General features: G+C 63.4%; 11 protein-coding genes. 5 read left to right on the forward strand and 6 right to left on the reverse strand.

The features are described 5' to 3' along the window. Nucleotides 1-222: 222 nt before the first annotated feature. The 3 genes from ASD63_RS15860 (at nt 223) to ASD63_RS15870 (ending at nt 2,276) form a co-directional block, all read left to right on the forward strand. Nucleotides 223-435, forward strand: a complete 213-nt coding sequence (locus ASD63_RS15860; RefSeq protein WP_034797039.1) for a hypothetical protein — start codon at nt 223-225, stop codon at nt 433-435. A gap of 233 nt (nt 436-668) precedes the next feature. Next, nucleotides 669-1,121 (forward strand): Rrf2 family transcriptional regulator, encoded by a 453-nt coding sequence (locus tag ASD63_RS15865; protein ID WP_034797035.1) that lies wholly within the window; start codon nt 669-671, stop codon nt 1,119-1,121. 144 nt (nt 1,122-1,265) lie between these two features. Further along, entirely contained in the window at nt 1,266-2,276 is a 1,011-nt protein-coding gene (locus ASD63_RS15870) for a KpsF/GutQ family sugar-phosphate isomerase (RefSeq protein WP_034797034.1), read from the forward strand. Between the two features lie 36 nt (nt 2,277-2,312). Here ASD63_RS15870 and ASD63_RS15875 read toward each other — a convergent pair whose 3' ends face one another. Beyond that, on the reverse strand, nt 2,313-2,837 hold the full coding sequence (locus ASD63_RS15875; RefSeq protein WP_034797032.1) for an Lrp/AsnC family transcriptional regulator: 525 nt from the start codon (nt 2,835-2,837) through the stop codon (nt 2,313-2,315). Nucleotides 2,838-2,885: 48 nt separating this feature from the next. On the opposite strand from ASD63_RS15875, the gene ASD63_RS15880 reads away from it, so the two are divergent. Next, the gene (locus ASD63_RS15880; protein WP_034797030.1) at nt 2,886-4,073 is read left to right on the forward strand and encodes an MFS transporter; all 1,188 of its coding nucleotides are present in this window, start codon (nt 2,886-2,888) and stop codon (nt 4,071-4,073) included. A 21-nt stretch (nt 4,074-4,094) separates the two neighbouring features. Here ASD63_RS15880 and ASD63_RS15885 read toward each other — a convergent pair whose 3' ends face one another. The 5 genes from ASD63_RS15885 to ASD63_RS15905 all read right to left on the reverse strand — a co-directional run bounded on the left by ASD63_RS15885 (nt 4,095) and on the right by ASD63_RS15905 (nt 16,974). Then, nucleotides 4,095-5,423, reverse strand: coding sequence for a capsule biosynthesis protein (locus ASD63_RS15885; RefSeq protein WP_034797028.1), 1,329 nt, complete (start codon nt 5,421-5,423; stop codon nt 4,095-4,097). A gap of 13 nt (nt 5,424-5,436) precedes the next feature. Continuing rightward, nucleotides 5,437-7,029 (reverse strand): LTA synthase family protein, encoded by a 1,593-nt coding sequence (locus ASD63_RS15890; protein WP_034797021.1) that lies wholly within the window; start codon nt 7,027-7,029, stop codon nt 5,437-5,439. A gap of 97 nt (nt 7,030-7,126) precedes the next feature. Continuing rightward, entirely contained in the window at nt 7,127-7,966 is an 840-nt protein-coding gene (locus ASD63_RS15895; protein WP_051659368.1) for an SDR family oxidoreductase, read from the reverse strand. An 84-nt stretch (nt 7,967-8,050) separates the two neighbouring features. Continuing rightward, nucleotides 8,051-9,466: an aminotransferase class I/II-fold pyridoxal phosphate-dependent enzyme gene (locus ASD63_RS15900; RefSeq protein ID WP_034797019.1), complete on the reverse strand. Its 1,416-nt coding sequence runs from the start codon at nt 9,464-9,466 to the stop codon at nt 8,051-8,053. Beyond that, entirely contained in the window at nt 9,463-16,974 is a 7,512-nt protein-coding gene (locus ASD63_RS15905; RefSeq protein WP_060529515.1) for a type I polyketide synthase, read from the reverse strand. Before ASD63_RS15905 ends, ASD63_RS15900 begins: the two co-directional genes overlap by 4 nt. A 408-nt stretch (nt 16,975-17,382) precedes the next feature. Between ASD63_RS15905 and ASD63_RS15910 the strand changes: the two genes are divergently transcribed. Beyond that, nucleotides 17,383-18,570 carry a polysaccharide biosynthesis/export family protein gene (locus ASD63_RS15910; protein WP_034797015.1) on the forward strand — a complete coding sequence of 396 codons (1,188 nt, stop codon included), beginning with the start codon at nt 17,383-17,385 and terminating at the stop codon, nt 18,568-18,570. The last annotated feature ends 57 nt before the right edge of the window (nt 18,571-18,627 follow it).

Consider the following 18,627-nt stretch of genomic DNA (forward strand, 5'->3'; position numbering starts at 1 on the left):
AACGCTCCGGCATTGCTGATGCCGGGCCAGCCAAAGGAGTGTGACATGTCCGAAACCGTCTCGACCGCCGCCTTCTTCGGCACGCGTCTCCTTTGTCGCGCAACAGAGAAAAAATGGCTCATTCGCAATCTTTGCCGAATGTGACCTTCGAACCCCTCGAACTTTATCTTTTGCCGAAATTGAAAGTTTCCGCGCCGACAGCGTGGATGGAGCGTTATTTGTATGAGCAAGCAGGTTATCGAATTTGGCGGCGAAGCCGTCGGCGTTGTTGTCCCGGATGAAGATCGCTTCAAGTTCCTGGCGGTGAAGTATCACGTCTGGGACCTGGACGCGAAGCGCTTCGGCTCGGCCGATGAAGCGCGCGCCGCAATCCGGCAGCTGTTGGCCCACCAGGCCGTCCAGGCCAAGCGGCAGAACCACAGCGCCGCTGCCTGAAGCCGCACTTGAAGCGGATGAGAAAAGCCGGTTTCGGCTTTTCTCCCGCATCCACCGCGAAGACATCCGCAAATCTTGCCGCATCGGCCGCACGCAATTGCCCGCGACATCGGTCAATTCCCCACTATAATTATATGTTGGCAGTACGTTTCTTGTGCTATGCCAATATATATTTGCATTTGCGCGGATGATTCCCGTTTTCTGGGGTGCCGCCGCAGGGAAAGCGTGCCGGAATGCTGACGAAGAAGGGAAAGTACGGACTGAAGGCCTTGGTCGATCTTGCTCGGCTGGAGCCGGGGGAAACTGCCTTCATTACCGAGATCGCGCAGCGCAACAATATCCCGAAGAAGTTCCTGGACACGATCCTGCTTGAGCTGCGCAACGCCGGCATGCTGCGCTCGAAAAAGGGGCCTGGCGGCGGCTACTCGCTCTCGCGGCCCGCTTCGGAAATCCGTATCGGTCACGTGATCCGCACGCTGGACGGGCCGCTTGCGCCGATCCGCTGTGCGAGCCGCACGGCCTACGAGGTCTGCGAAGATTGTAACGATCCCGAGACCTGTCAGGTGCGGGTGTCGATGACGACGGTCCGTGATGCCGTTGCCGCCATTCTTGATTCGATGACGCTCGAAGAATTCGCGGCCGACAAGTCGATGCCGCTGGAAATGGAAGAAAAGCGCGCCGGCTGACGAAAACGCCGCGGTTCACGCCAGTTTTCCCCCGAACTCTGCTTCCAAGACTTGGTTTGCCAAGAAAAAGCGCTTATCTGCCGTCAATGGTCTGGCGGGCAAATTCGTGCCTGTTGCTTAAGTCTTCGCAGAATTGGGGTCATCATGGGTTTGAGACATGCATCGGCGGATGATCGCACTGCACTTGCGGCTTTGGAGTCGATCGGCCGGACGCTGACGACCGCGATGGCCGGCATCAAGGCGCTGGCGGACCAATTTGGCGCTGACGAAGTTTTTGCGCGCAGCGTCGTCGAAGCCGTCGAACTGATCGGCGAAAGCCAGGGGCGCGTCGTCGTCTCCGGCGTCGGCAAGAGCGGCCATATCGGCCGCAAGATTGCAGCCACGCTGGCATCGACCGGAACATCCGCCTACTTCGTGCACCCGACCGAAGCGAGCCATGGCGACCTCGGCATGGTCACCTCGCAGGACGTGCTGATCCTGCTCTCCTGGTCGGGCGAGACGGCCGAGCTTGCCAACATGCTCACCTATGCCAAGCGCTTCAACGTGCCGATCGTCTCGATCTGCGCCAACCGCGACAGCGTGCTTGCCCGCAACTCGGAAGTGCCGATCGTCTTGCCGAAGGTTCAGGAAGCCTGTCCGCACGGCCTCGCGCCGACGACCTCGGCCATGCTGCAACTCGCCATCGGCGACGCGCTCGCCATCGCGCTTTTGGAGCGGCGCGGCTTTTCGGCCGAGGATTTCAAGACTTTTCATCCGGGCGGCAAGCTCGGCGCGCAGTTGCGGCTTGTTCGCGAGCTGGCGCATGACGGCGCCCAGATGCCGCTTCTCAGCGTCGGACGCCCGATGAGCGAGGCGCTGATCGAGATGTCGTCCAAGGGTTTCGGTGTCGTCGGCATCATCGACGATGGCGGCAAGCTGGCCGGCGTGATCACCGACGGCGACCTGCGTCGTCACATGTCCGGCGACCTGCTGCTGCAACCGGTCGAGGCGGTGATGTCGCGCAATCCGCGCGTGATCCGCGGCGACGTGCTTGCAAGCGGCGCCATGGAATTCATGCAGCAGCATAAGGTGACCGTGCTCTTCGTCGTCGACGACGGCGGGGCGCCGGTCAGCATCCTGCATATTCATGATCTGCTGCGCGCTGGCGTCGTCTGAGACTGCCAAGGCGGCCCTCCGCCTGGCGAAAGCAGCCTACCCCTTCACCACGGCGGGCCAGTCGCTCGTCGTGCCCGGCTGCACCGGCCGTTCCAGATAGGTGGAAAGCACCACATAGCTGCGCGTCGCCTTGACGCCGGGCGTGTCGTAGAGCCGCGCCAGAAGCCCTTCGAGCGCATGCGTGCTTTCTGTGCGCACCTTGAGCAGCATGCAGGTGTCGCCGGCGACCGAGTGGATCTCTTCCACTTCAGGGCATTCCTCGATCGCAAGCAGCGCCTGCGTCTTGCCCCAGCCGGTCGTGTCGACATGGACGAAGGCAAGCAGCGTCTTTCCGACCGCGTCCGGATCGATGAGCGCCGACACGCGGCGGATCGCGCCCGAACGCCGGAGCCGCTTCACCCGTTCATGGGCCGCCGGCGGCGAAAGTCCGACGCGTTCGCCAAGCTCGGCATAGCTCGTGGTCGCGTCCTCGACGAGGACGCCTAATAGTTTTCGGTCCATCGCGTCGAGGTCGCGCTCCGGCGGACGCTTCCGCCGAACGTCATCTGTATTTTGATCCATACCGAGAATTCCTCTTGTTGCTGAATTTCATTCTGCAAAAATGGAGGAATGACGAACATCAATCAACAAATTTCGCCAGATTCGATCGACAGGACCTCGATCGACAGGGCGCGCATCCCGCCCTTCGCCTATGTCCTGACCGTCTGCATCGGCGTCATCGGCTCCAACTCGCTGGCGCTCGGACCAATCGCGCCGGAGGTGGCGCGGAGCCTCGGCACGGATGTTCCATCGGTAATGGTCGCTTCGGCCGCCTTCGGACTGGGCACGGCCGTCAGCGCCATCTTCCTTGGCCGCTTCATCGACCGGTACGGCCCCCATCGCATTCTGGCTGCCGCGCTGTTGCTTCTGGCCGCCGGGCTCACCGGTAGCGCGCTTGCGCCCATGCTGGCGTTCCTGGTCGCCGCCCAACTCGTTGTCGGCGTCGCCACCGGCATTGCGCTTCCGTCGATCTACACGCTGGCCTCAGTGATCGCGCCGGCCGGACGGGAGAGCGAGACGATCGGCCTGGTGCTGACCGGCTGGACGCTCAGCATGGTGGCCGGCGTGCCGCTATCGGCAGCGATTGCTGACTTCGGAGGATGGCGCGCCGTTTACTTCGTCGTTGCCGTAGCCACACTGGTTGCTTGCGCTGCCGTCAGGCTCGCGCCGGTGCGGGAAGGACTGGCCGGCAAGACGACGTCGCCGCTCGCAGCGCTTGGCGTGCGTGGCGCCGGACCGCTGTTGATCGCCTGTGCCGCCTTCATGGCCGCCTTCTACGGCGTTTATGCCTATATCGGCGAACACCTGCACGCAGCGCTCGGGTTGCCCCTCAGCGCCAATGGCCTCGTGGCCGTTTCCTACGGCTTCGGCTTCGGTGCGGCGGCACTACTCGACCGGCTGATCGACCGCTTCGGCGCTGGCAGGTTGCTGCCTCTGATTTTTCTCGTCGTCGCCGGCGTCTATGCGGCGATGGCCGCCGTGAGTAGCTCCTACACGGCCATGCTGGTCGTCGTCTTTTTCTGGGGCCTTGCCAACCATTTCGGTCTCAACGTGCTGATCATGCGGCTGACGGGGCTCGATCCCACAAGGCGTGGCGCGATCATGGGGCTGAACAGCGGCGTCACCTATCTGTCGCTCTTTTTGGGAACGCTTGGTTTCGGCGTGGTTTATGGCGGGGCAGGTTTTTCCGCGCTGCCCTTGGCCGCGACCGGCCTGATGCTGGTCGCCGCCATCGCCGCAGCGCTCGCGCCGCGCTAGGTCCCCGCGATGTGAAAACGGCTACCCTTGGCGGGAAGCGGAAGGCGCGCGTTTCGCAGGCTTTTGGCGCGGCGCGGGGTCAATAAAGGCGCCAGGTTCGTTGAGGCTGCTTTCGTTCAGCCGCCGGGCAATCGCTTCCGCGCCGGCATCGGTTCCGGCGCGGGAATAAAGGTTGCCGCGCACCTGGATCGACGCGGCAAGCAGGCGGAACATTGCGACACTAAGTTCAGGCTCCGGCGCCTGGGGCGCCTGCCAGAAACCGTCGAGTGGCTGCTGGTCGGTCAGACCGGCAATATCGAAGACGGCAGTGCCGAGCACTTTGACCGGCCGCCCTTGCTTCAGGGCGTGCAATCCGGCCGTCGAATTCACCGTGACCATGCCGGCGCTCGCCTCGCCAAGCGTATCGAGATTTCCGCCGTCCAGGTAGAAGACGCGCCCTCTCAAGCCAAGCGCCGCTGCTCGCTGCTCGATGAAGCTGCGCCACGGGACCAGGTCGTTGTCGAGCGGATGCACCTTGAAGACCAGGCGTGCATTCGGCGCGGCAAAGGCGCCGAACGAGGTCAGGACGTCAGCGATTGCATCCTTCTGGCTGTGGAAGGGCGAATGCGCCCTGAGCTGAAAGTCGGTTTCGAGCTGAAGCGGATAGACGAAGTAGGGGGCATCGTCCGAAAGGAGCTGCGCAACGGTCGCCACCGCTTCCGCGTTGCGCCGCTTCTCGGAGAGCAGCCGGCGCACCCAGCCCGCGTATTCGGCGAGCGGATGGAAAATCCCGTGACGGCGGTAGTGCGGAAACAGGAACCAGAAAAAGACGTTCGGCAGATTGTAGAGCAGATCGTAGCTCGCATCGGCGAGGAACGTCTGGCTGTAGCGCTTGCGCCAGTCCGGCTCCGGCAGGTTTGACGCTGCCGAAAGGATCTGACCGGCGTCGTTCGGAAAATGGGAGTTCGACGACATGCCGTTGCGCTCGAGCGTCAGCCAGTCCGGCCGCAGATAGCCCATTTCGATAATGGCGACACTGACGCCGGCGCGATGGGCGACGGCAGTCGCTGCCTGGTGATAAGGCCGCTCTTCGCCAAGCAGCAGCATGTCGGTGACGCCGTGGGTGGCGATGAATGTCTCGAGATAGCCAGGCCAGGCGGCCGCCGTACCGCGATAGTTGAAGCCGCCCTTGCGGCGCCAGAAGATCTGGTCGCCGACGTTCAGATTGATCCTCAGGCAGCGGTGGCCGAGGGCTTCGAGCCGGTCGGCGATCTTGCGGAAGATCGGCGAGGAGGGGCCCTGCAGGAACAGGAAGACCCGCTGTCTCGGCCGTGCGGCCCCACCGGCCGATGTCGTCGAAGCGTTCTCCATCCGCAGACCGCCGCTAGCGCAGCGTATCCTTTCTCAGGTTCGCGTGGTTGAGAAGCGCCTCAATCAGGTTCCAGGCCTCGACGCTGCTCGGTTCGGCCGGCTTATGGGACGACCGCTTCGCCTTGGCGAGCGGCACGATCAGATAGTCGGTGCGCGGATCCGGGAAGGGGTCGGCGAAGGATTTGAGCAGCGGTGCGTGATCGCCGTAGAACACGAGCCAGACCGGACGGTCGAGCTTGTCGAGGTGTTCGCTCAATGTGTTGAGCGCCGCATCGGACTGCTCGAGGATGGCCAGATAGATGTCGACGGGATTGGTGAGGTCGCCGACGCGGCCCGGCTCCCATGGACCGTGATTGGCCATGGATGCGACGAAGATGAAGCCGCTTTCGTCTTCGGGCAGCTTCTCGCTTGCGTCGATCACCTTCGCCGCGAGCTTCTCGTCGGAGACGTAGGGTCCGTCTCGCTCTGGGCGATGGTCGAAACCGTCGAGCATCGTCAGCTTGGAGAAGCCGAGCTGCGGCATCGCCTTGTGCCTGAGGAAGAAGGTCCGGTCATAAGGATGGATGAAGTGGGTATTCCAGCCGGCACGCTTCAACTTTCCGGGCCAGACGACGTCGGCATAGTGCGATGCGCGCAGATAGGGATAGCTGGCGTCGACATGAATATCGTCGGGCACCAGGCCGCTGATCACGGCGAATTCGGTGCGCAGCGTATAGCCGCCTTCGAACACGCTGCTGAGCCGGCCCCACTGAACCGCCTCGCGCCGCAGCCGGTCGAGCGTCGGCAGTTTCAGCGTATCGACGCCGAAGTGCCGCATGTCGATGAAGGATTCCGATTGCCAGACGACGATCAGCGGCGAGCCGTCGTCACCGATCAGATCCTGCACGGCGGCCCGGACGATCTTGGAGAGATCCGCGACGATCTTTTCGCGACGCACACCGAGCCAGATGATGAAACGGAAGACGACCGAGCCGAAGGTACCGAAGCGCACCGTGTTCATCTTGACGTCGAGGACCTTGAGCAGCCGCTGTACCAGCGCGGCCGTCGGGCGGTTCACCGGGCCGTAGAAGAGCAGGAGCCAGGGACCATAGGCGATGCCGAGCATCACGAGGATCCAGAAGGCCTTCCCCCGGTCCGGCAGAATCGCCGGCTCGAAGTACATGTAGAGGCCGGAAACGCCAAAGACGTAGAGGAAGGCGACGGTCCAGAAGACGACGTTCAGTGAGCTCGCATAGAAGATCGTCTTGTACTTGAACACGTCGACGACCAGCGCGATGTCGGAAAAGATCAGCGGTTCACGGATGAACTTGAACTTGGCGCGGGAAATGCCGGTGAAGATGATGAAGAAGCTCATCGTGCCCGCCGCCGCATAGAGCGGACGCCAGGATCCGGCGAAGAAACCGGCAAAGACCAGAGCGATGACAGGTAGGCGGGCAAGCACGTCGATCACGTCCTGCGTGCGTCCGAAAGGCGAAGGATTGGCGCGCCGCTCCCGCTTCGGCAGGGCGAAACGGTCGGTGAAGAAGATCACCGCGCAGGACAGCAGATAACAACTAAGCGTCAGTGTTATCGGATAGTCGTGCAGCTGAAAGGGAAGCAACGCCAAGCGGAAACCTTCATGTCTTCATGCCGGCCGATGCCGCTTTATGCGGCACAGCGTCCGCCCGACACTTAGATCTTATCGATGCTAGGTACAAGCACCGTCAGGTCCGGTGCTCGGACACTCCACGATTATGCGTCGCCGTGTTGCCGCACCGCACAATCGCCCGGTCGAACCACCAGTTGAGCAGGGGACGAACGGCGGGAGCGAAGCGTCCAAGTAGAAACAATGTCGTGCCGAAATAGACTTCGAACCGGCCGCGGTCGGTTCCCTTGACGATCCGCTTGGCCACCGCTTCGGCCGGCCAGGGCCGGACCGTGCCCATGATCGTGGCCGCTTCCGGCGGTCGCGCCGCCAGCTCGCGCTGAAACTGCGGCGTTTCCGTATCCGGCGGAAAACAGACGGAGACACTGACGCCGTGCGGACGGGCTTCTGAACGCAGCGCCTGGGCGAAGCCGTGCACGGCGAACTTGGAGGCGCAATAGGCCGAATAACCATAGATGCCGAGTAGCCCTGCGCCGGACGAGATCATCATAATCCGGCCCCGCCGGCGCCGCTTCATGCTGTCATAGACCGCCCGGACCGCATGCACCGTGCCGGAGAAGTTGGTGTCCATCTGCTGCCGGAACGAGGCGCTGTCGAGCTCCTCGAACCGGCCGGGTTCGACGATGCCGGCCGATGCCACCAGGATGTCGCAGGGGCCGAAGGCCTGTTCGCACCGACGAATGGCCGCTTCGACGTCGCTTTCCACCGCGACGTCGGCGGCCTCGATCCGGATGCTGTCGGCGTTCGCCCCACTGGATGCGATAAGTTTTGCCTGCGCGCCTTCCAGGAGGCCACGGGAGCGGGCAATCAGCGAGAGGCGCGCCCCGCGCGCCGCGTAGATCGATGCGACCGCAAATCCGATACCGCTCGAGCCACCGGTAATGATCACATGCGCCATGCTGGTATTCCGCTCCAGAGTTCGGGAGAGTGCGAAGCGGCTCTGCTTCCGCGACCACCTGACCCGGCAGCAAATGCGATCGGGTCAGCGCGCCGAGAGCGCTTTCATCATCTGGTCGATGTCGATGCCGCCAAGGCCGAAGTTGCGTTCGGTAAGGTCGGCCAGACGCTCGGCCGTGAGTGTTACCGTGCGCCGGATCTGCTCTTCCGTGTGGTCGCTGGTGATGAAGAAGCGCAGCCGAGCCAGGCCTTCCGGGACCGCCGGGTGGATGATCGGCAGCGCATTGACCCCTTCGGCAAGCAGGTCGTTCGACAGCTGCACCGCACGCAGGGAATCGCCAACCAGAACCGGAACCACGGAAAATCCGCTGCTGAGGCCGGTGTCGAGCCCCGCTTCCTTGGCAAGCTTGAGGAAGAGCGCGCCGTTGCGGCGCAGCGCCGCCGTGCGCGTCGGCTCCCGTTCCAGCACCTCCAGGCTTGTGGTTGCCGCGGCCGCCAGAACCGGCGCAAGGCCGACGCTGTAGACGAAGCCGCCGGCCGATGCCTTCAGCACCTCGACCAGCGCTTCGCTGCCGGCGATGTAGCCGCCGCAGCTCGACGTGGTCTTGGAGAGCGTGCCCATCCAGATGTCGATCTCGCGGGGATCGACGCCGAAATGCTCTGCAAGCCCGCGGCCGGTCTTGCCGAGAACGCCGAGCGAATGCGCTTCGTCGACCATCAGCCAGAAGCCATATTCGGCCCGGAGCTTCAGAAGCGCCGGCAGGTCGGCGACGTCGCCGTCCATCGAGTAGATGCCCTCGACGATGACCATGATGCGGCGATAGTCGCCGGCGACCGTGCGCAGCACGTGTTCGAGGTCGGCGACGTCATTGTGCTTGAACAGGCGTCGTGTCGCGCCCGAGAGCTTGACGCCGGCAAGGGCGCTGTTGTGGATGAACTCGTCGTGGACGACGAGGTCCTTCGGTCCCATCAGGCAGCTGATGGCGGCGACATTGGTGAGATAGCCGCTGACGAAACAGACGGCGGCATCGACGCCATAGAAGTCGGCGATCTTCTCTTCCAGCGCCACATGCACCGGACGCTCGCCGGCGACGAGGCGGCTCGCCGAGGCGGAAATGCCGAAGGTGCCGATGGTATCGCGTGCCCGCGCAAGCACCTCCGCATGGCGATTGAGGCCAAGATAGTCATAGGAGGCGAAGTTGATCAGCTTGCGGCCATCGATGACGGTGGTCGCGCCGGCGGCCGTCTGATGGGCACGATAGAACGGATTGGCGATGCCGAGCTGTTCGCTTGCAAACTTCTGCGTCATCACCTGCTTGTATTCCGGCAGGTCTTCGAAACGGGCCTGCTGCCGGCGCGCCGGCGGCGGCATCTCCCGCTCCGAGCGCGCCATGCGGTTGCGCTCGGAGGATTGATGCGTGTTTCTCATCCGGTCCAGCAGGTTCTCTTTGAGGCTGCTGGTCATCTTGGATGCGCCTGGACCGTTTCCGTTCGTGCTCATTGGCCTTGTGCTTTTTCCTTCGCCGTTCCGACGTGCCGCTGCGCAAGTTCGCTGACAATCTTGTCGTCGGCGGGCTCGGCATCGTCGCTCTGGTCGCGCTTGCTCACCTTCTCATAGAGCTTGCGGGCGACATCGCCAACCGTCGTGTTGTCGGCGACGCCGCTGAGCGGCATGTCGAAGCCGGTGTTCTGCTGGAAGCTCATGCCGAGTTCGACGGCCATGAGGCTGTCGAGCCCGATTTCCTTCAGAACCTTGCTGCGCGTGACCGTATCCTTCGATACGCGCAGGATTGCGGCGATTTCGCCGGCGACGAGGTCGAAGAGAATGTCTTCGGCTTCCTGCGGCGACTTGCCCTCGATCATCACGACGAGGTCCATCTTGGTGCCTTCGCCGCCCGTCGCATGCTGGTCGGCGCTGCGCAGGATGACTTCGAAGAGCGCGTTCTTGGCGACAGGCAGATTGCGTGCCGCCGACCAGTCGATCTCCGAGATCATCACGGTTGCCGCATCGACGGTGCCCGGATCGAAGGCCAGGTGGCTCTCGACCATGTCGAGTGCCGTCTGCGCCTTCAGCGCGGTCTTGCCGATGCGCTTGGCGAGGATGTCGTTCACATCCGTGTTCTGGACCAGATAGCCCCTGTCGGCGATGGCGCCGAACCCGACGGCGAGACCCGCAAGGCCGCGTGCGCGACGGGCGCGGGCGAGACCTTCGAGATAGCCGTTGGCTGCGACGTAATTCGCCTGTCCGGGGTTGCCGACGAGTGTCGTCGCCGATGAGAACAGGATGAAGTTGTCGATCTTGTCGTTGCTGGTCAGTTGATCGAGAACCGCGGCACCCTTGGCCTTGGTGTCGATGACCGGCCGGTTTCGCTCGCGGTTGAGGTTGCTGATCAGCGCGTCGTCGAGCACCATCGCGGCATGGACGATCGAGCGCAGCGGTGCCACGGCGCGCAACGTCTTGAGCAGGCGCTCCGTCGCTGCCGGATCGGTGACGTCGCAGGCATGAACCGTGGCGGATACGCCAGCCTTCGTCCAAGCTTCGATCATTGCCGTCGTTTCGGCGTCCGCCAGGCCGCGGCGTGAGCAGAGCGCGACCTTCGTCGCACCCTTTTCGACGAGCCAGTTGGCGGCAGCCAGGCCGAAACCGCCGATGCCGCCGACGACGAGATGCATGCCGTTCGGATCGACCTTCATGCCGCCATGCGGACGCTTGGCAACGCGATGCGTGCCGGCGACCGGAGGAAGCACGACGATTTTGCCGATATGCCCGGCATTCTGCATCAGTCGGAAGGCGTTGCCGATCTCGTCGAAGTCGAAGGCGCGATAGGGAAGCGGCGTCAGCTTGCCGTCTTCGAACAGCGCACCGATCTCGGTGAAGATCCGCTTGGTCAGCTTCGGCTGATTGACCAGCAACTGGTCGGCGTCGATGCCGAAATAGCTGACATTGCGGCGGAACGGCCGAAGGCCGATCTTGCTGTCGGCGTAATAGTCGCGCTTGCCAAGCTCAAGGAAGCGGCCAAAGGGCTTCACCAGCGCCAGGCTCTGCTCCATGGCCTCGGCGAACAGCGAGTTGAGCACGAGATCGACGCCTTCACCGCCCGTCACGGCGCGAACGTCGTTGACGAAATCGAGCGAACGGGAATCGAAGACGTGATCGGCACCCAGCATCGACAGGAAGCGACGCTTCTCGCGCGATCCTGCCGTGGCGATGATCCTGGCGCCCTTCAGCTTTGCGACCTGCAGCGCGGCAAGGCCGACGCCGCCGGCGGCGCCATGGATGAGGATCGTTTCGTCAGGCTGGATCCGTCCAAGCTCGACCATCGCGTAATAGGCAGTCAGGAACGCGACCGGAACCGTCGCCGCGGCGACGGGGCTGACCGATTGCGGCAACCTGGCGACGCCGGCGCGCGAAACGACCGCGTGGGTCGAGAAGGCGGAGGATGCAATCGCCATGACGGCATCGCCCACGGCGAGGTCATCGACGCCGTCGCCGACCGCGACCACGTGGCCGGAAAGCTCCATGCCGATCGTCGCGCCTGCGAAGCCGTCTTCGAGCGCCTCTTCCGGCAGAAGGCCCATCGCCCACATTACGTCGCGGAAGTTGAGGCCGGTGGCTGCGACCGCGACGACGACTTCACCCGGGCCTGCCGAGGGGATGTCGCTTTCTTCCCAGACGATGCTGCCCACCTGAGAGCTGACGCGCTGGCGGATGGTTGCAGCCTTGAAGTCAGCCGTTGCCGCGTGCCCATTGTCGACTGGGCCAGGCACGGCGCGGATCTCCGAAAGCGCAGCGCCAGCTTCGCCTTCGAGCAGCCATTCGCGGTTTACTCCCATCGCGCCAAGCAGCGGCAATGCCGCAGCCATCTGAGCATCCGTCGTCGGCGAACCGTCGATGTCGAGCGAGTGGACGTCGAGGAACTCGTATTCGTTCTGAAGCACGCGTGCGAAAGCCCAGAGGCCGGCATTGACGCCGTCGCTTGCGACCGCCTCGCCGACCGTCCGGCTGGCGATCGGTGCGCCGCCGGGCGCGACAAGCAGGAGACGGGGCCGTTTGTCCTCCGCTGGCTCCGCACCGCCGATATGCTGGCGCAATGCTTCGGCAAACGTGCCGAGCGCGAGGATCTGTGTTTGTAGAGAGGCGGAATCGTCGGTGCGCGACGCGGCCGCCGGCAAGGCAAGGAAGACTGCCCGAAGCGGTTGGCCCCCCAGCGTCTCGAAGGCTGGCAGGAGCGCGGCCTTGTCCGCAGCCGCATCGCCGGTCAGGCTGACACGAATGGCTGAATCAGAGGGCTCGCGCTGCTCGCGCCCCGCGATCTCCAGCAGGAGGTGGGGGACGGATGCCGGCACCGCCGCGTCTGCGGCAGCAGTTGCTGCGCCACGCGCTTCGAGCAGGATGACGTTGCCGCTTGCACATTCGCGGTCGGCAATGTCGGTGTCCCGCAGGTCGAGATCGTCGAGGCATTTCTGCCAGTGCGGCGCCGCCGCGAGGTTGCCGATCGGAAACTCCGCCGTCTGGCTGCGCGCGAACCAGCCCTCGGACAGGCCAAGCGCGAAGTCGTTGAACAGCGATGGCGCGCTGACCGCGGCAATCAGCCCACCCGTAGGGCGCAGTGCCGTGCGCAACGCTGTGCGAACCGCCACATCGTCCTCGATCAGGCCGTAGAACGCGTCGGACGCGCTGACAGCAAGATCGAAGGCCGCAAGCGTCGCGAGTTCGCCCTTCTTGAGGATGTGTACATGGGCGTCGTTTTCGAAGGCCAGCTCAAGGCCGCGCTGGGCGTTATCGCGTGCTTCGAACACGGTGAGGCTTGCACCATGCTTTTCGGCAAGAGTGGCCAGACGCTTAGTGAAACCGGCGGATACGCTGCCGAGTTCGACGATGCGCAGGCGCGCTCCGGCGGACTGTGCCGACAGCGCCGTTTCGACAGCCTCCAGCACGAAGGCCATGCGCTGGCGGCTTGCCTCCGAATGAACCGCCTGATGGTCGATCGTGGCGTCGCTGATGAAGCTCGATCCCGAGGCCGCTTCGTCGCCCGCATGCAAGGCATCGATGCGGGCAAGGGCTTCCGCATAGGCGTTGTTGATCAGCACGGCCTCGACGGCGCGGTCAGGCCGCTCGCCGTAAAGTTCGCTCAGAATTTCAGGCACGCTCGGCAGGTTGAATTCCTGCGCGACGGTCCACACACCATCCTTGTGCTCACAGAGCCCGGCATCTTCGAGCACGTAGAGGCAGCTCGTCAGAAAACACTGGAAGGCGAAATCGCCAGGCAGATTGCCGCCCTGGATCGTGGAACGCCCCTTACCGAGCTTGAGGGCGATCTCCTGGCAGGCGCGGTAGATCGCGGCATTGAAGAGCAGCGTCGCATTGTCGACACCAGCCTCGCCGGCGGCCGGCATTGCGATCGATACCGGCGCAAGGCTGTTGCGCAGAAGGCTTGGCAGGGCGGCTTCCGATTGTACTGCCTCGTAGTGGAAGGACAGCGCATCGAGCGTCTTGTGCTTGCGCAGATAGGTGCGGCGGAAACGGCAATCCTCGAAATGCGCGATCGGCTCGCCCGACTGGCCGAAGAAGTGGAACTTCGCCTTGATCGAATTGGTGCTGACGCGTTCAATTTCGATCATCGCGCGCGCGATCGGCAGGCCGCCATTGACGACACGAACCGAACCGAAGCGGACGGGAATATAGGGTGCGCCGCTCTTGTCGCCAGTGAATCGGTCGAAGAGCGCCACCAGCCCGTGGAAGGTCGCATCGACCGAGATCGGGTTCAGGGCATAGCTGACCAGCGGGTGTCCGGTGGCTTCGGCCGTCTTCAGCTCGACATCGACCAGGCGGTCGCCATAGGCAACCGCTTTTGCGAGCAGCTGGAAGCGAGGACCGTAGTCGAGGCCGAATTGCCGCGCCGTCTCATAGGCGCGACCCGGTGCCACCGTTGCCGTCTTGGCGAGGCCTGCGAGCGACGGATAGGCGCGGTCCCCGGCCGGCAGCGGCTTGCGGCAGCGGGCAACCGCGTGCACGGCCCAGTCGTCTTCCGACAGCCGTTCACGCGAGCGGATTTCGAGGTCGCCGGTCTCTGGCGAAAGGACGGTCGACAGCTCCATGATTTTTGTGTCGCTGAGTTCCAGCGGCCGGACGATTTCGAGATTGGTGATCTCGACTTCTTCGCTGCCATAGAACTGCTGTGCCGCAGCAACGGCGATCTCGATGAAGCCGCTGCCCGGCAGGATCGCCTTGCCGTCCACCACGTGTTCGGCAAGATCCGGGAAGAGATGGGCGTCGATATGGTTTTTCCAGCTGCCGCTGTTCGGATCGCTGCGCCAGCCGGTCAGGCGGTATGGTCTGGCAATCCGGCCGAACAGGTCGGTGGCATCAGTTGTTGCCGCCGGGCGCAGTTCGACGGGCTCGAAGGGCAGGCTTGGCAGGGCGATCGATGCATTGCGCTTGCCGAATACCCGGGTCGTATCCACGACGGCGCCGTGCGCAACGGCACGTGCCATCGCGGCCGAGATCGGATCCTGGCCGCTTTCGGCGACGTCTCTGAGCAGCGTGGGCACCACCATGCAGGGGGCTGCTGCCTGCTTGATCGTCTCCTTGACGTAGGACGACAGGATCGGGCGCGGCGAAATCTCGATGAACAGGCGGCAGCCCATTTCGATCGCGGCTTCCGCAGCCGCCTGGAAGCGGACCGGCTCGCGAACGTTCTTCCACCAGTATTCCGGATCGAGCTGCGTGCCCTCGAGCGCGGCACCCGTGACCGTCGAAAGGTAGGCGAGTTCGGTGCGGCGCGGTGCGATATCGGGGATGTCCGAGAGGAAGGCATCCTTCGCCCGATCGATGATCGGATGATGGAACGGATAGTTGATGTCGAGGATCTGGACCGGGATCTTCGCCTTGCGGGCGGCATCGCGGAAGGCCGAGATCTGGTCGGCCGGGCCCGAGATCGTCACGGAATTATGCGCGTTGACCGCAGCAACGCAGAGTTCGTCAAGACCGCGAGCCTCGGCAAAGGCGCGAGCAGCCTCTTCACCGAGCATGACGGCCGCCATCGTGCCGTGGCCGGCAAGCAGGTCCTGATGCAGCGAACGTTTCGCAACGATCGAAACGGCATCGACGAGCGACAGCGCGCCGGCCGCGTAGGCGGCGGCGATTTCGCCGACAGAGTGACCGAAGACGGCGACCGGCTTGATGCCCATGGCAACCAGCGAATCCGACAGGGCGGCCTGCACCGCAAACAGCAGCGGCTGGGCGATCTTGGTGTCGGCAAGCTTCTTGTCGAGATCAGGATCGGTCAGGAGATCGGTGAGCGCGATATCCGAATGGAACTTGAACAGCGCGCTGACCGAGGTGAAACACTGGCGGAAATGCAGGTTTTCGCGGAAGGCTTCCACACCCATGCCGGCCCATTGCGAGCCGTTGCCGGAGAACACGAACGCGACCTTGGCGTCGCGAACGACGGCCTCGCCCACCTCACCGATATCCGAGCCGGGCTTTTCCAGGTGGCTGGCGATCGCACGGACGATATCTTCGGGCTGGTCGCTGCGAGCGGCAAACCGATGGCGCATATGGGTGCGGTTGGCACCCGATGCGGCGATCATCGCACGGGCTTCACTCTTGGAAGCATGCGCGAAAGCGGTCTTGTAATCCTTGAGAAGGGCTTCCAGGCTCGACTGCGTATGAGCGCTTGCGAGGAACACATGTCCCGAAGACGACGGGTTTGCGGCCTTTTCATCGGCGGCCGGTTCCGGGTCGCTGATAACGACGTGCGCATTGGCGCCGCCGAAGCCGAACGAGTTGATGCCGGCAAGGCGCGCGCGCTTGCCGCGCAGAAGCTCGATCGGGTTTGCCGTGACGCGGACGTTCAGACCATCGAAGTCGATATGCTCGTTTGGCGTGTCGAAATGCAGCGAAGCCGGCAGGTAGTTGTTCTCAAGCGCCATCATGGCCTTCAGCATGCCGAAGAGGCCGGAGGCGGGTTCCGTATGGCCGATGTTCGACTTGATCGAGCCGATCGGCACAGGCGCCCGGCGCTTGGCGCCGATGACCGTTCCGATCGACCAGACTTCCGCCGGGTCGCCGACCTTGGTGCCGGTACCGTGGCCTTCGACGAAGGCCACCTGATTGGCGTCGATGCCGTTTCCTTCGTAGATCGCTCTCAGCAGGTTGGCCTGGGCTTCGCGCGACGGCAGCGAAATGCCGTTGGTGCGGCCGGCCGAATTCACGCCGGTCGCGACGATGCGCGCATAGCTGCGGTCTTTCTCGCGGCGCGCCCGGTCGGAACGGCGCAGCACGAAGACCACGCCGCCTTCGGCGCGCACGTAGCCGGCGCCGTCGTTGTCATAGGCGCGGCAGAGGCCTTCCGGCGACAGCATGCGTGCCTGGGCGAAGCCGACGAAGGGCAGGGGGTGGGCAAGGATGTTGACGCCGCCGACGATCGCCGTGTCGATCTCCCCGGCGTTGAGCGCCCGCATCGCCTGGTCGAGGGCGACCAGCGAGGAGGAACAGGCGGTGTCGACCGTCATGCTCGGGCCGCTGAGGCCGAAGATGTGCGAGATGCGGTTGGAGACGATCGACAGGGTGTTGCCGGTCATGAAGTACGGGCCAGCCGCGGCCGGATCCTCGACCGTCAGGTTGGCGTGGTCGAGGCTCGATGCGCCGATATAGACACCGACGTTTTCGCCGTGCAGCGACGTCGCCGAGATGTTGGCGTCTTCAAGCGCCCGCCAGGCGAGCTGGAGCAGCACGCGCTGCTGCGGGTCCATATACATGGCCTCGCGCTGCGACATGCCGAAGACGGCCGGATCGAAATCATAGAGTTGATCCAGCACGCCGGCCGCGAAGGAATAGGTCTTCCCCTGCGTGCCCATGACGGGATGCCAGAATCGCGCCACGTCCCAGCGATCCGATGGAATGCTGGTGACGGTGCACTTGCCCTGACGTAGAAGTTTGAACAACGCCGAGGGCGATTCTGCTCCAGGGGCGAGGCATGCACGCCCAATAATCTCAACAGCCATGTATGATCGAACGCTCTAAAATGCCGTTAAAGTTGCACCTGCGATTGCGCGGCGGAAGTTGAAATGCAATCGCCAATCGTCATGCTTGCGGGCTATCCCCAGCTATATTCGTTCCGCCTCATTAGTCAGCTTTTAACTTAAAGTCCCTAGCTTTCAACCCCAAAGACTGAAGATATACACGCTGTCAACGCCAGTCCAAGTCGGATTGGGCGACAAACCACGCTCAAGGTATCGAAGGTATGACCAGAAAGACGCGGGCTCAAATAAATTGCCCGTCTTGGTCTTGAGGTGACTTGTTGTGGGACGGCGATTGTGCTTTTCAGAGACCGGCGAAATTCCCTGCCGGGGGATGATGCGGCGCGGAACCATGAGCAAAATCATGGCTGTGCCGAATGTGGAGTGTCGTAGTTGAAACGAGTCAGTGCCCTTCTGCTTTGTTCCGCCCTCGTCGGGTGCCAGGCTGTGCCTGGTGAAGGGCCGCTGGCCGGAGCGATCGTCAAGGACGCCGGCCAGTCAGGCGCCGAGATCGGCCGCCAGAATGCAACGGTTTTCGACATCGTCGATGTGGACGGACGCTCCGCGCGTCTCGTTTCCGATTATGTCTCCTCGACGCTTAATCGCCGTTTCGGCATTGGCGGCGGTGTTGGCCGCGTCGTCATCGGCGTTGGCGACCAGCTTAAGGTCTCGATCTTCGAAGCCGGCAGCGACGGCTTGTTCTCGACGCAGGACTCCAAGCAGACGAGCATCGATCTCGTCGTTCAGCCGGATGGCAAGGCTGCCATCCCCTATGTCGGCCCGGTCAAGTTTGCCGGCCTGACACTGGAGCAGGCGCGCCAGGAAATTCTGGAAGCGCTGAAGCAGAAGGCGGTTGAGCCCGACGTCATCGTCACGAGCATGAGCACCGCCTCGCGTAACGTTACGGTTTCGGGTGCCGTCGGCAAATCGTCGGTGGTGCCGCTGAGCCTCGTCGACGAAACGATCAACGAGGTGATCGCCAAGGCCGGCGGCCCGGTCGCGCAGCCCTACGAGACCTTCGTCACATTGGTGCGCGGCAAGAAGACCGGAACGGTTCTCCTGAAGTCGATCATCGAGAACCCGTCGGAAAATATCCACGTCAAGCCGGGCGACCAGATCTTCGTGACGCGCGATCCGCGCCGCTTCACGATCCTCGGTGCGGTCAAGGCCAACCAGCGCGTCGAATTCGGCGCCAACGATCTCAATCTGCTCGAGGCGATGGGCCTTGCGGGCGGTGGCTCGGACTACACGCTCGACATGAAGGGCTATTTCATCTTCCGTTACGAAGAGCCTGATGTGGTCATGAGCCTGCTCGGTCAGCAGCGTTTCAACGAAATGCTGCGTAAGGGCATGAAGACCGACAGCGTGGGGCGCTACCCGATCGTCTACCGCTTTGACATGAGCAAGCCGGACAGCCTGATTGTCGGCCAGACCTTCCCGGTCAAGAACCGCGACGTCATCTATGCCTCGCGTCACCCGTCGGTCGATTTCTCGAAGTTCCTGAACTTCGTCGCCCAGCCGGTCGGCATCGCCAATTCCGGCTTCTCGATCGCAGATAACATCAACAATCTCGGAAACTGATCGTTTTCGATCGCATTTGTTCGAGGGCGTCGGCCATGGCCGACGCCCTTTTTGCTT

It is taken from the genome of Ensifer sp. Root558 (assembly GCF_001427045.1).
Classification (GTDB): Bacteria; Pseudomonadota; Alphaproteobacteria; order Rhizobiales; family Rhizobiaceae; genus Ensifer; species Ensifer adhaerens.

What these genes read in the sequence shown, in the direction of transcription:
- ASD63_RS15860 (WP_034797039.1), top strand. Translation starts at nt 223, where the DNA reads ATGAGCAAGCAGGTTATCGAATTTGGCGGCGAAGCCGTCGGCGTTGTT.
- ASD63_RS15865 (WP_034797035.1), top strand. Translation starts at nt 669, where the DNA reads ATGCTGACGAAGAAGGGAAAGTACGGACTGAAGGCCTTGGTCGATCTT.
- ASD63_RS15870 (WP_034797034.1), top strand. Translation starts at nt 1,266, where the DNA reads ATGGGTTTGAGACATGCATCGGCGGATGATCGCACTGCACTTGCGGCT.
- ASD63_RS15875 (WP_034797032.1), bottom strand. Translation starts at nt 2,837, where the DNA reads ATGGATCAAAATACAGATGACGTTCGGCGGAAGCGTCCGCCGGAGCGC.
- ASD63_RS15880 (WP_034797030.1), top strand. Translation starts at nt 2,886, where the DNA reads ATGACGAACATCAATCAACAAATTTCGCCAGATTCGATCGACAGGACC.
- ASD63_RS15885 (WP_034797028.1), bottom strand. Translation starts at nt 5,423, where the DNA reads ATGGAGAACGCTTCGACGACATCGGCCGGTGGGGCCGCACGGCCGAGA.
- ASD63_RS15895 (WP_051659368.1), bottom strand. Translation starts at nt 7,966, where the DNA reads ATGGCGCATGTGATCATTACCGGTGGCTCGAGCGGTATCGGATTTGCG.
- ASD63_RS15900 (WP_034797019.1), bottom strand. Translation starts at nt 9,466, where the DNA reads ATGAGCACGAACGGAAACGGTCCAGGCGCATCCAAGATGACCAGCAGC.
- ASD63_RS15905 (WP_060529515.1), bottom strand. Translation starts at nt 16,974, where the DNA reads ATGGCTGTTGAGATTATTGGGCGTGCATGCCTCGCCCCTGGAGCAGAA.